17 protein-coding genes and 2 pseudogenes are annotated in these 11502 nt (G+C 41.9%); 16 read left to right on the top strand and 3 right to left on the bottom strand.

Annotation, left to right across the window (positions count from 1 at the left end; genetic code table 11):
- Positions 1-149 precede the first annotated feature (149 nt).
- The gene (locus IQQ51_RS13715; protein ID WP_193841351.1) at positions 150-1118 is read left to right on the top strand and encodes a hypothetical protein; all 969 of its coding nucleotides are present in this window, start codon (positions 150-152) and stop codon (positions 1116-1118) included.
- A gap of 376 nt (positions 1119-1494) precedes the next feature.
- Here the strand turns inward: IQQ51_RS13715 and IQQ51_RS13705 are convergent.
- Positions 1495-1623 (bottom strand): annotated as a pseudogene (locus IQQ51_RS13705) (IS110 family transposase); the annotation flags it as partial.
- 154 nt (positions 1624-1777) lie between these two features.
- Between IQQ51_RS13705 and IQQ51_RS13700 the strand changes: the two are divergent.
- The 13 genes and pseudogenes from IQQ51_RS13700 to IQQ51_RS13640 all read left to right on the top strand — a co-directional run bounded on the left by IQQ51_RS13700 (position 1778) and on the right by IQQ51_RS13640 (position 8720).
- Positions 1778-2160, top strand: a pseudogene (locus tag IQQ51_RS13700) (nuclear transport factor 2 family protein).
- 64 nt (positions 2161-2224) lie between these two features.
- Positions 2225-2848: a GNAT family N-acetyltransferase gene (locus IQQ51_RS13695; protein ID WP_193841349.1), complete on the top strand. Its 624-nt coding sequence runs from the start codon at positions 2225-2227 to the stop codon at positions 2846-2848.
- Positions 2849-2981: 133 nt separating this feature from the next.
- Positions 2982-3179 carry a hypothetical protein gene (locus IQQ51_RS13690; protein ID WP_122081532.1) on the top strand — a complete coding sequence of 66 codons (198 nt, stop codon included), beginning with the start codon at positions 2982-2984 and terminating at the stop codon, positions 3177-3179.
- The gene (locus IQQ51_RS13685) at positions 3176-3721 is read left to right on the top strand and encodes a GNAT family N-acetyltransferase (protein ID WP_017077823.1); all 546 of its coding nucleotides are present in this window, start codon (positions 3176-3178) and stop codon (positions 3719-3721) included. Before IQQ51_RS13690 ends, IQQ51_RS13685 begins: the two co-directional genes overlap by 4 nt.
- A 113-nt stretch (positions 3722-3834) precedes the next feature.
- Complete coding sequence (locus IQQ51_RS13680; protein WP_193841348.1) at positions 3835-4317, top strand: AAA family ATPase; 483 nt, start codon at positions 3835-3837, stop codon at positions 4315-4317.
- 207 nt (positions 4318-4524) lie between these two features.
- Entirely contained in the window at positions 4525-4947 is a 423-nt protein-coding gene (locus IQQ51_RS13675; RefSeq protein WP_193841347.1) for a hypothetical protein, read from the top strand.
- 26 nt (positions 4948-4973) lie between these two features.
- Entirely contained in the window at positions 4974-5426 is a 453-nt protein-coding gene (locus IQQ51_RS13670; RefSeq protein WP_193841346.1) for a hypothetical protein, read from the top strand.
- Positions 5427-5530: 104 nt separating this feature from the next.
- Positions 5531-5935, top strand: coding sequence for a DUF1801 domain-containing protein (locus IQQ51_RS13665; RefSeq protein WP_102479195.1), 405 nt, complete (start codon positions 5531-5533; stop codon positions 5933-5935).
- Between the two features lie 194 nt (positions 5936-6129).
- Complete coding sequence (locus tag IQQ51_RS13660; RefSeq protein WP_193841345.1) at positions 6130-6411, top strand: hypothetical protein; 282 nt, start codon at positions 6130-6132, stop codon at positions 6409-6411.
- 90 nt (positions 6412-6501) lie between these two features.
- Complete coding sequence (locus tag IQQ51_RS13655) at positions 6502-6960, top strand: GNAT family N-acetyltransferase (protein WP_193841344.1); 459 nt, start codon at positions 6502-6504, stop codon at positions 6958-6960.
- A gap of 100 nt (positions 6961-7060) precedes the next feature.
- Entirely contained in the window at positions 7061-7576 is a 516-nt protein-coding gene (locus IQQ51_RS13650; protein ID WP_193841343.1) for a GNAT family N-acetyltransferase, read from the top strand.
- 191 nt (positions 7577-7767) lie between these two features.
- Positions 7768-8226: a GNAT family N-acetyltransferase gene (locus tag IQQ51_RS13645; RefSeq protein WP_193841342.1), complete on the top strand. Its 459-nt coding sequence runs from the start codon at positions 7768-7770 to the stop codon at positions 8224-8226.
- A 44-nt stretch (positions 8227-8270) separates the two neighbouring features.
- A complete protein-coding gene (locus IQQ51_RS13640; protein WP_193841341.1) occupies positions 8271-8720 on the top strand; it encodes a DUF3291 domain-containing protein in 450 nt (149 codons plus the stop codon).
- Positions 8721-8753: 33 nt separating this feature from the next.
- Here IQQ51_RS13640 and IQQ51_RS13635 read toward each other — a convergent pair whose 3' ends face one another.
- Positions 8754-9077 (bottom strand): hypothetical protein, encoded by a 324-nt coding sequence (locus IQQ51_RS13635; protein WP_193841340.1) that lies wholly within the window; start codon positions 9075-9077, stop codon positions 8754-8756.
- A 164-nt stretch (positions 9078-9241) separates the two neighbouring features.
- Between IQQ51_RS13635 and IQQ51_RS13630 the strand changes: the two genes are divergently transcribed.
- Both IQQ51_RS13630 and IQQ51_RS13625 read left to right on the top strand, forming a co-directional pair.
- Entirely contained in the window at positions 9242-9574 is a 333-nt protein-coding gene (locus tag IQQ51_RS13630; protein ID WP_004733816.1) for a YnfA family protein, read from the top strand.
- 34 nt (positions 9575-9608) lie between these two features.
- Entirely contained in the window at positions 9609-9824 is a 216-nt protein-coding gene (locus tag IQQ51_RS13625) for a DUF6434 domain-containing protein (protein ID WP_193841339.1), read from the top strand.
- Between the two features lie 124 nt (positions 9825-9948).
- Here the strand turns inward: IQQ51_RS13625 and IQQ51_RS13620 are convergent, their stop codons facing one another.
- Positions 9949-11457, bottom strand: coding sequence for an efflux transporter outer membrane subunit (locus tag IQQ51_RS13620; protein ID WP_193841338.1), 1509 nt, complete (start codon positions 11455-11457; stop codon positions 9949-9951).
- Positions 11458-11502 lie beyond the last annotated feature (45 nt).

The following is an 11502-nucleotide window of genomic DNA, read 5'->3' as shown; positions in this document are numbered from 1 at the left end:
CGCAGAATTTTCGGTCTAATAGCTTTTAGTTGCTATAGCATGAGTATCGTTTTTCTGTATAATTTTCCTTTTAAATATATGATATTGATATTAAAAATAATGAGGCCTAGTGAATGTCAGGGACGAGTTCTAGTACAGAGTCTAATAATTTGAAAAATGCAACCGTTGCGATACTAATCGCTGTTGTATCTACCACATTTGGTGTTTTTATCAGTGATTACCTTGATCGAGAAAAAGTATCAATAGCTCATATTGGGATTAAGCCGAAAGAAGTGACTATTTCAGCTTCTACCGAGTTTAAAAGGCATGCGACTAACGTGGATGAATATGGTATTTATCCTTTATCTATCCGTCGAGATGCTAAAGAGCAATACAGTGTCGAGCATATTAAATCCATGCTTGAGAATGTGAGTAGGGAAAAGTTAGCACTTAATGACTCCTTAGCAGTGTTGAAAAAAGACCTTAATGCAATAAATGGTATGAAAAATACCAACCCTGATCTCGCGTTGTTTTATAAAATAGCCTCAAAGTATTTGGATAGCTTCGATTCTGAAAACAAACTAGATATGATATCTGCGAAAATAGAGGTGAAAATTGGACAGAATGAAGATCGGCTGAAGAAAATTAATGATGCTATAAAAGTTATAGTCAATGAGTCGTTACGTTCAAACAGAGAACAGGAGTTTCAGATTAACGTTATAATCTTAAACTCTGGTAAGACCCAAGCATTAGTTAGGAATTCGGGGTATCTAAAGTTCGGAGAAGATGTCGTTTACCTCAAGCAGCCACCTATAAGTGACTCGGTATTCCTACCAGATCTTAATTTGCTGTCAAATAGTGATTTTGTAGTTGTCAAAGAGAAAGAGTTTAACAGTATCAATCTAGTTGTTGATAAATACAATAATAGACAAAGAATGCTCGACTTGGTTAAACGAGAGTATTTGAATGGCAGTCGAAATGCACAGTTAGTATTGAAAGACTCGAAGAATGAGGAAATATATTCAGAAATGTTTATCTTTCGTAATGACCTAGAAGAAGATAGGAAAATTACTTTAAGAGAGTATTTGGAAAGCCACTATAGAGAATATATAGACAATACCTATATCGTCAGCAACTAACAAACTGTTTAAGATTGATTCGCAACGCGTGGCATTTTTACTATGCGTTGCGTTTGGTGTTTACGGTGGTATGCGGCAACATCGGTATTGCATTGCTCACACTTTAACAGGGCTACATGGATTCCCCCGGTTGTCAAACATCCGCTAAACTTATGTTGATGGGTTTTGGACTGCCGCTCTACATTCGGCCTACTTGTCGACGATTCGCATACGTCGTGGCCCTGATGACTTTGCGCGACTGCGGTGCCTTATTCGTTAGATGACATCTAGTGTGTCCGCCGCATTAACAGGCTCTCCGCAAGTGGTCTTAACCTATCTCCATCATTAGCGTCTGCAATGACCCGGTAGGTTTAACTCTTTATGTTGCTTAGGTTTTTACTGTAGTCAGTAGTTTAGAGCGAGTTACTGACTTATGAAGTATGACCTTACCATTTTGGTCTACGGCATGAAGACTAAAGTGCTTTTTAGCTAGGTCGATACCGCAGAAATAAGAAAAATCAGACATGGTGCCTCCGGTGCAATTAAATACCACATAAGTGTGGCAGAGCCTCGGAAGGGGAATCCGTGTCATTCATTATGTGACAAGCGTTAATCCATCGCTGGCGAAAGCACTCGATATCTCATATTGTTAGTGTGAAACTTCCCTTCATGAGGCTGCTATGACGAATCAACTTAGACAAAACAAAGACAATGCTATTGCTTTTTATAGAACTGCTTACATGGGTGATCCAGCAAAAGCAGTAGATTTGTATGTTGGTGATGATTATATCCAGCACAACCCAGTTGTTGCTGATGGTAAGCAGGGCTTTATAGATTACTTTGAAGAAATGTCTCGGGACTATCCAAAAAAGGATATAGAGTTTTTGAGAATTATTGCTGAAGGTGATCAGGTAGCTTTGCATACAAGGCAAACATGGCCTGCTGGTGAGAGTACGTAACGATGGACTTTTTCCGTTTCGATTCAAATGGAAAAATAGTCGAGCATTGGGATTCAATTCAAGTGGTCCCGAAAGAGTCAGCCAATAATAACTCGATGTTTTAATAGTCACATAACAAGGCGTTCAAGCCGACCTCTAACGCATGGCACTCTCGCTTCGCGAATTGTAGTGCCATCAGCGTTGTGGCGGCTTAACTTAGCCTTAGGCAAAAAGAAGAAATATTCAACAGAGGAAGTCATGGAAATAAGAGCTGCAAAACTTGAGGACATCAGTCAAATCGTAGAACTACAGAAATCTTGTCATGTATCTAACTTGGATGAATCTGATAAATGCGATGGTTTCTTAAATACAGTGATGGACGAAGTGCTTCTAACTCAAGTTATCGAGCAAGAGCAGGCTATATATGTTGCTGAACTCAACAATACGATAGTAGCGATGGCTGCTTGTGCTTCATGGAAGTTCTGGGAATGTTCAGAAGGACTCACTTCTGTGGCGAACAAGCTTGGTTCAGTGGTAGTTGGGTGTACCCAACTAAGCTCTTCTAATTCATACTTTTGGGGACCTGTCTGTGTGGGTAAGGCTTGTCGTGGTCAAGGTGTGTTTGAGAAGTTGTTTCGGTTTAGTTGTGAAGTAAGAAGTTCTAAATTTTCTTACGTTTACACGTACGTGCATAAAGACAATGCTCGTTCTTTTGCTGCTCATACCAATAAAGCAGGCTTTAAATATACAAAAGATTTCGATCTCAATGGGCAAACTTTTCAGGAAATGGCGCGCGAAACGAAATTTGCCTAACAACCGCTCAAGATGAATTCCCAACGCTTTGCAGTTTCGACTTACTTGGCTTTAAAGCGTTTATATCACAGAGAGTTCGACCATAACGTCACTCACACCTATACAAAGTGTTGCTTTCTACGAGGGAATGAACGTGAAACAACGACTTTTCAAGAACTTGAAGCTGGCATTAGGGGTTGGCTTTGGTGTTGCCATTCATCAGTACTTTTTTATGACGGATGGTGCGTTTGATTTCTATCGACCACTTGTGGCGTTTGCTTTTACGTTTGTAGTTAGCAGTATTGGTACACTTCTAAAAGAAAGAATCATGCGCAAGAAGGAGATTACATGAGAATATCGGAAGCCGTTCTGTCGGATTTAGAATCCTTTTTCGAATACATAGGAGCACAGCTTCTTGAGAATGCGGATGATAACTCTCCACTTTTCCAACCGATCTCTAAAGAGAATTGTGTAGTTTCAGAACAATTTAAAGACAAGTTTCGAAATGGTTTTGAGGCAAGCCTTGGTGAACATGGCTGGAGAAAGCTCTGGGTAATCAAAGACTCTAAGGAACGAGTGTTTGGTCATATAGACCTACGTCATTACGGTGAAGAGTATAAGTTTCATCGTGTGCTTCTCGGCATGGGTGTTGATTCAAGTCTAAGAAAGCAAGGGTTGGGTGTAGAACTGATTAAGCGCGTGACTGAGTTTTGTAACGAAAGCCCAAGTATCGATTGGTTAGACCTCAATGTTCTCTCGAATAATCTTCCTGCAAAAAATTTGTATTTGAAATGTGGTTTCGAAGTGATTGGAGAAGTCCCAGATTGTTATCTTATAGAAGGACAGTCTGTGTCTGAAACAATGATGACACTATGCACGAGAAGTTCCGGGTAAGAATGCTTTTAAGAATGAATTATGACACTTGGCATCCTAAAGCTTATGTTAGTGCTTAAGCTTGGTGTCAGCGCTTTTACACGGCAACTCTACCTATAAGCAAAAGAGGCATCATGACTAAAATCTATTTCGTATGTGGCTTTATTGGCTCGGGTAAAACGACTTACTCTAAAGCGATTGAAGAAAAGCATGGCGCCTTTCGTTTCTCGATTGATGAGTGGATGATTCCTTTGTATGGCGAACATATGGAGCGTGAAGTTTTTGATAGCCGGCTGGCTACGCTTCAAGGTTTATTCAAGGACTCTGCAATGCAGCTCTTTTCTTTGGGTGTTCCGGTAATTTTTGACTTTGGTTTTTGGCGTAAATCAGACCGAGATTCTTTTACAAGCTGGGCGTCAAACCTAGGCGTGGACAGCGAAGTTCACTACCTTGATGTTCCCTTTGAGACTTGTAAGGAGAGGGCATTTAACCGTAACTCGGAACTCAATGGCAAGTCTTATGAAATGACACCTGAAATGTTAGATCTGTTTTGGTCTTGGTTTGAGGTTCCAACTTCAAATGAAAGTGTTGTTTGGGTTCAACAGGAAGCTCGATAAGGTATGTAGTCAGGCGCGAAGGTGAGTGGCGTTTTTGTTATCTAGCTTGTGTTCTAAGTCTCACGTTACATTGGGTTTATGAAAGTCTGAGTCGTCCATCGAATAGTAGTGTAACAAGGGCATTTCTCATGCCGTATTTTTGGTAATTAGTTCTTCCTGTCGATTATCGAATTTGTCCTAAACCCACTATTAAGGCAGGGAAGCCCAATGAATAGAACGCTATGGTTCGCACTCATTTCGCTTTTGTTTTCAATGACAATGGTATTTTGTACATACAGTTATGGAACAGAGAGCTACGTTGAAGTAATAACACCCACTTTAGTACTGTCTGGCCCTCTGATTTTGACCTTTGCGCTTGTTGTCATTTTTTGTGGCGCACCAGTTATTAACAAGTACAAGTTACTTGGAACCATCGCAATTTGTGTGCATGGATTTACAGCCTCACTGCATGTGCTGTGGAACGGATTTATGTTCGTCGATGTGATTAATAAACAAGGCTTAGGTCCGGGACAAGGTTATTCTGGTTTGATACTTTGGGTTGGTAGTATCAAGACGATGCTATTTGGTTTGGTTGTGGGAGTATGCCTGCATTACTTACTACGATTATTTAGAAAGGCTGCAGTAAGATAACTGTTGGCTAGTTAGTGGGGTGTTCGTTGTCTATAGGAGTTGTCGCTGTGTTTTATAGTAAGGAATTCAACAAGGGATTGCTGCTCATCCTTGTTGCGATAAGTGCTTTCATTGTCGTTACCTCGGATAATAACCCTGGGACATTAATCGCTCATGCCATCAATGGTTTAATTGCTTTGCTCTTCTTCTCCATGACAATTGAGGTCAAAGACAATGTACTAAGCTGGTATTTCGGCTTTGGTGTTTGGCGTAAGAATGTAGAAGTATCAGACATTACAGAGACATCGTTCTATCAAAGCAAGTGGTACCAAGGTATTGGCATCCGAATGCTGAGCGATGGCTGGTTGTATAATGCATCGATAGGTTCAGCGCTGAAGTTAAGCCTAAACAATGGAAAGCATGTTTACATTGGTTGTAAGGATACAGATGGTTTAAAGCTGGCGTTGAAAACCGCTAACGAACAGATAACCGAAAAATGATTTACTAGGCTTGGCATTTTTCATTTTAAGTTGGACTAATTTTTAAGGCTCTATGCTGTAAGTGAGCTGCACTTTAATATCTCAACAAGTGAATCGGAGATTGAATGGACAAAGCAATTAAAACACATTTCGATGAGTATCCCGATGATGTTCGAGCTCGGCTTGAAGAGTTGCGTGCATTAATTTTTGAACTTTGTTCTGATTTGGATTTAGGTGACGTCGAAGAGTCTCTGAAATGGGGCGAGCCGAGTTATAGCGTTAAGACGGGCAGTCCAATTCGAATCGATTGGAAATTAAAATCGCCAAATAACTATTACTTGTTCTTTAACTGTCAAACGAAGCTAATCGACACATTCAGAGAATTGCACGATGGCACATTGGCATTTCAAGGTAATCGGGCAATCATCTTGAACCTAACTGAACCACTTCCCAAAGCACCAATCAAGCAGTGCTTAGAGTTAGCCTTAACTTATCAACAACGAAAACATCTACCGCTTCTTGGCGCGTAATTCTTACGCGCTGTCATTATATTTCTTAAACTGGTTATCTGTGTTCTAGCTATCACTCTTTAAAGCGCTAAGACTGTACCATCTTGATTAGTATCAAGAGGCTAGGGAATCTCTATAACCAACGCTGATTGTATTGCTTACCGTTTAAAAAGGTGTTCTAGTCACCTTGTATTTCAGACTTAAAAGGAAGTTATATGAATTTAAATAAAGCTAAAAAACGCATCGCAAAGCAGGTTAAAAAAGGCGACCACGGATACCCAAAAATCACGTTAGCGTACTACGGAGCGACCAAAGATCTCGCAACGGAAGTCGCAGTTCAATTTATGCTGGGTGAGGGCGATGGTGTCCAAGAAGAGCGTTTTTCTTGTGAAACCGAAATCCGAGATAATGAGTTAATCCAAACGACGTTACTCAAGATAATCGAACGCGCTAATGTGAACTCAGTGATTGAAGTTGAAGGCGTGGCTGTTCTTTAGTTTGGTTCGTATCCGAGAGTTTATGAGTTGCCGTCGTTGTCTAGGTAATGTGTCATTACATGGGTTAGTTAATTCAGGATATTTAGAGTAATGCACGTAAGAAAAGCAGAGCTTCATGAGCTAGATACCATTTATACAATGGGCTTCGATGTTTGGGGTGATGGCTTGACGTTAGACAATTACTTAACAGGTTGTCGTAACAGTGAAAAGTACTTATCTGGTACTTGGTATGTGTTAGTCGAGAAGGATAGAGTCGTGTCGTCTCTTATCGTTTACAGTGATATGTTTGGCCTTGCAAAAGGATGTTTCGGTATTGGCTCTGTGGCTACGCCTCAAGAATTACGGCACCAAGGTTATGCGTCTGAGTTGATCAACTTGGTAAAAACGGAGTTATTCACTCGTCATACTTGTAAGGCTTTATACCTACACAGCGACATTAAGCATCAATTTTATAATAGGCTGGGCTTTGTGAGCATAGTAGGCTCAGATTGTATGTATATTTCGAACGACTCTTCTGAATTTGATGGACGAATACCAGATTACTTTTAGGTGTCAACTCTACTTAGAACAAGACGTGTTGGTTTGGAAACGAAGCCAATACGAGAACTCAGGTGTATAATCCACATTTTTATCGAATTAGGCAGGACACATGGCGATCTCGTTTGAAACTCAAAGACTAAAAGTAGAAGAAGTTGCAGGTGAGCTTACTGTTCCTGAACGTTCGGCACTGCTTGAGCGAGTACCTGGCATTCTAGCCCCATCAGTTGTTGAAAATCTTCCACCATACTTTCACGGTATTGTGTCACGTGAGCTGGCTGAAATTTGGCTCGATCGAATGTTGTCGGAGAGCCGCTTACTTCAAGTGAAAACCCACGATAATCAACTGATTGGTTTTCTGTTCGCTTATGTGGAAGAGGAAAGTGATGCTCATATTGGCTACTTGCTTGCAGAAGAGTTCTGGGGCAAAGGTTTAGCAAGTGAGTTATTGCAGAGTTTCATCACAGAAGTCGCAAAAACGGAGTCATGGTTAACACTGATTGGCGGTGTCGACCGTTCAAACATAGCCTCTACACACTTACTTAATAAGCTAGGTTTTGTTGAGCAAGCCTCTGACGAAAGTGCCGTTGTTTTTTATGAATATAAGCTTTCTCGTCTTAACTCTTAATTATTAACTCTGAGCTCTCAGTGCTTAATTTCTAATCCCTAACTCAAGCCATATCTGCGTTTACATTCATCCCCAATGCTTAAAATCACCCGTTTGATTCAACTTTAGTGTTTACAGCACAAACTTTTAGGTACAGTAGTCGCACTTCTCACTATTGAGTGAAGCGTTATTCGCGAGAACAAGAAGGTTATATGGAAAATATTAGAAAAGCCCAAGCATCTGATTTAGCGTCAATCCAAGAGCTAGCGAGAGACACAATCAATGCGTGTTACCGTTCATTTTTGGGCGACGAAGGCGTGGATTGGTTCATCAACAGTGGTGAGTCTGATAAAGAAGTTGAGAAACAACTCTCAAATTGTGTCGTGCTCGAATCAAATAATCGGATTCAAGGTTATTGTGCGTTTGAAAATAACTTCGTACATATCTTAATGGTTTCCCCGAACATTCAACGTTCAGGCTTCGGTGCGACTCTTCTCAAGTATGTTGAGAATGAGATGAGCACATTGGGCCATGAACATTATCGTCTTGAAACATTCAAAGGTAATGATCAAGCGATTCAGTTTTATCTGAAAAACGGTTGGTCAATTGATAGGGAAGAAACCGACGAAGAGTTTGGATTTGTTAGGGTTTACTTGAGTAAGAACGCCTAACAAAACGTCGCTTATTACTCATAATTTATCAAGGAAGAAACGTTATGAAATTAGCTCAGTTGAATATCGCTCTGGCAAAATACCCGTTAGATGCGCCAGAAATCAAAGAGTTTGTCGATAACTTAGAGTTGGTTAATGGAATCGCAGAAAGTAGTGAAGGGTTTGTTTGGCGTCTGAAAGATGAATCTGGTGACGCCACCAACATCCAAGCTTTCGATGATCCTAATATGATCGTGAACATGTCGGTGTGGGACTCTGTGGATTCGTTAAAGAACTTCATGTTCCGCACACATCACCGTGATTTCATGCGCCGAAAGGGGGATTGGTTTCATCGTTTACCTGAAGATACTTATGTTCTTTGGTGGATCGAAGAAGACCATATTCCCACACTCGAAGAAGCGATAGAGCGACTTGAACACCTCAGAGAAACCGGTGATACGCCGTATGCTTTCACTTTTAAAACCAATTTTTCAGAGTCAGAAGCACCAAAATAGCGTTCGTCCAATCAGCGTTATGTTCCATTGAAACTAAAATAGGGGCATCTGTGGTGTGTGGGAACTGTTGACGTTGGATGGGTCATCGACAGCTTGATAGTATTCAACCCAAACCTTATTGCTTCTAGGAAACTCTCGTTTCAATACTTTCTTAACGTGTTTTCGAGTGCTTGCTACATCACCAGTAAATGTATGGTTGTGATAACCCGCTTCAATGATCTGAAACTGCGTGTCACCAAGGCAATAAAGCAGAAAGCCACGGTCTCTTTTGTAGGTTTTAAAGTGCACAGCTTCTTTAGGTTGTAAGCACTTAAGCTGCTTTTCGACTAACGTTAGTACTTGGGATATATGAATCATTTTTCGCTCACTCTTGTAGTGAATGAGACAAGTTTATCAAACAGATAAACTCTCGAAATATCAATAAATACTGAACATGCGTTTAGTGAAGGTTTGGTTTTACTGGGCTAACAAAGCCTAAGAATTAACAGTGTACTCTGCATTTAAACAAATAAAGGTAAGTTGTGATTGAATTTAAAACGGTCGGTCTTTTTGTACTTACGGCGGTCGCCGAGATTGTAGGGTGTTATCTACCTTATCTTTGGTTGAGAGAAGACAAGAGCATTTGGTTATTGATTCCTGCTGCGATAAGCCTCGCGTTATTTGCTTGGTTATTGACGCTTCATCCTACCGCGACAGGGCGTGTTTATGCGGCCTATGGCGGTGTGTATATTTCTGTTGCCCTAATATGGCTGTGGCTTGTTGATGGCGAGAAGCCGACAACGTGGGATCTGGTTGGTGGCTCAGTTGCACTACTCGGTATGGCGATTATTATGTTTGGCCCTCGAAACGCGTAGTGCGTGCATTGAGATGACAGGAAGAGAATAAACCATGGAAAAGGTTGATTGGCACAAGAATCAGATTGATGACAGTACCGTCATAACGGACAGCTACAAAACGACTCAGAACGTGCGTCGATATTTTAAGACCAAGCTTGGCGAAGAGTTTAAATTTGACCGTGATTTTATGCAGTGGATGAACAATGCGACAGGATTGACTATGGGTGATGCCTTACAAGAGCGGGCGAAGCGTAACGATATAAAGTAACGGATTATCTCGTTGGTAAACTCATTTACCAGCTAACCAGTTCACAAAAATACCGCCGTAATCAACGGCGGTATTTTTTATTACGCTTATCGCATTATTCAGTAGATAACGAAGAGCAGTTAGCCTAGTTTACGCGGGCTAATTCAACAGTCTGCGTTTCATTCGCGACTTTCCAATCGCCACCTAACGCTTTATACACCGCAATCGTGGTGTTGGCGGTTTGAAGCTTGGCGGCCACTTGGCGATCTTGCATCGCTTTTTGTTGTCTTTGTGCGTCTAACACCGACAAGTAATCGACTAGGCCGGCTTTATAGAGTGACTTTGCTTTGCTCACTGCATTATCGACGGCGAGGGTGGCTTCATCGATGCGCTTTTGGTTCTCTTGGCTACGGCCATAGGCAAACAAGCTTGAATCGACTTCTGCAAAGGCGCTGTCTACCGAGTGTTGGTAGTTAAGCGCAGCAGAACGGAACCTTGCTTCGTTCATTTCCACCATGGCTTCACCTCGGCCACCATCGAATACATTCCAACTGATGCCTGCAGAGGCCGCCCAACCGAACGAGTCGCTACTGAATAGGTCATCAAAACTTCCTGCCGTCACACCTGGTGTGCCCGTTAGGAAGAATTTTGGATAGCGATTGGCAATGCTTGCGCCGAGTTCTTCATTAATGGCAGCCATTTCACGCTCTGCTATTCGGATGTCTGGGCGTTGTTCTAACAAGTCAGAAGGTAAGCCTGTCGGAATCACATCGTTCATTCGCGGCAAGGTAAATTCACCCGCTAAACGTTGGTTCACGTTCGTAAGTGATTCACCTAACAACACTGCCATACGTTGTTTATGTACTTGCTCTGCGATTTCAAGTTGAGGAACAATGGATTCAGTCGCGGCAAGCATGGCTTTGGCTTGAGCAAGGTCTAACTCAGAGCCGTAGCCGCTGCGAACCACTTTGGTGACCAGTTCTAAAGTCTGCTTTTGGTCGGCAATGTTCTCTAGTGCGATCGCCTTTCGCTCTTGCGCGCCTCGATATTGCAGGTAGTTGTGAATAACATCGGCAGTGATCAAGGTGTTCAAACCCGATTGAAAGATCTCAGCTTGTTCCACTCGAATTGTTGCCGCGTTGGATTGCTTGTCGATACGTCCAAACAAGTCCATTTCCCACGCGATGCTCGCACCTAAGAACCCACCATCGTGTTGTGCTTTAAGCAACGACATACCTGTGGCCGATTCAACCGCATCAGAGGCACCAAATACCGGGCCGAGTAGGGAGTCGTTCTCGCTCAATTGGTAGTTGTAATAACCGCCACCGACATTGATGGTCGGAACTTTGAATGACTCCACAACGGTCTTATATGAGTTCGCCATGTTGATACGCTCGGCGGCCAGTTTAAGTGGGATGTTCTGGTTTTGAACATCGGCCACTAACTGATTGAGCGTTGGGTCATTGAACTGTGTCCACCAATGATTGTGCTGCTCGTTTTGGCTCACGCCGTCTTGGTTTACATCACCTTGGCTATATAAGAAGGTCTCAGCCATGGTCGTTTGTGGTTCTTCGTAATCGGGGCCAACCACACAACCTGTCAACAACAAGGCGAGAGCAATAGGAGCCACTTTAAACTTCGTTAATGGATACATGTTTATTGCTCCTTGTTGAATGAGGTTGGAGTGCCGCTATTTGTA

It is taken from the genome of Vibrio sp. OPT18, assembly GCF_015163615.1.
GTDB lineage: Bacteria > Pseudomonadota > Gammaproteobacteria > Enterobacterales > Vibrionaceae > Vibrio > Vibrio coralliirubri.
This window is presented reverse-complemented; position numbering and strand designations above follow the sequence as displayed.

What these genes read in the sequence shown, in the direction of transcription:
- IQQ51_RS13680 (WP_193841348.1), top strand. Translation starts at nt 3,835, where the DNA reads ATGACTAAAATCTATTTCGTATGTGGCTTTATTGGCTCGGGTAAAACG.
- IQQ51_RS13660 (WP_193841345.1), top strand. Translation starts at nt 6,130, where the DNA reads ATGAATTTAAATAAAGCTAAAAAACGCATCGCAAAGCAGGTTAAAAAA.
- IQQ51_RS13655 (WP_193841344.1), top strand. Translation starts at nt 6,502, where the DNA reads ATGCACGTAAGAAAAGCAGAGCTTCATGAGCTAGATACCATTTATACA.
- IQQ51_RS13625 (WP_193841339.1), top strand. Translation starts at nt 9,609, where the DNA reads ATGGAAAAGGTTGATTGGCACAAGAATCAGATTGATGACAGTACCGTC.
- IQQ51_RS13640 (WP_193841341.1), top strand. Translation starts at nt 8,271, where the DNA reads ATGAAATTAGCTCAGTTGAATATCGCTCTGGCAAAATACCCGTTAGAT.
- IQQ51_RS13685 (WP_017077823.1), top strand. Translation starts at nt 3,176, where the DNA reads ATGAGAATATCGGAAGCCGTTCTGTCGGATTTAGAATCCTTTTTCGAA.
- IQQ51_RS13675 (WP_193841347.1), top strand. Translation starts at nt 4,525, where the DNA reads ATGAATAGAACGCTATGGTTCGCACTCATTTCGCTTTTGTTTTCAATG.
- IQQ51_RS13665 (WP_102479195.1), top strand. Translation starts at nt 5,531, where the DNA reads ATGGACAAAGCAATTAAAACACATTTCGATGAGTATCCCGATGATGTT.
- IQQ51_RS13635 (WP_193841340.1), bottom strand. Translation starts at nt 9,077, where the DNA reads ATGATTCATATATCCCAAGTACTAACGTTAGTCGAAAAGCAGCTTAAG.
- IQQ51_RS13645 (WP_193841342.1), top strand. Translation starts at nt 7,768, where the DNA reads ATGGAAAATATTAGAAAAGCCCAAGCATCTGATTTAGCGTCAATCCAA.
- IQQ51_RS13620 (WP_193841338.1), bottom strand. Translation starts at nt 11,457, where the DNA reads ATGTATCCATTAACGAAGTTTAAAGTGGCTCCTATTGCTCTCGCCTTG.
- IQQ51_RS13650 (WP_193841343.1), top strand. Translation starts at nt 7,061, where the DNA reads ATGGCGATCTCGTTTGAAACTCAAAGACTAAAAGTAGAAGAAGTTGCA.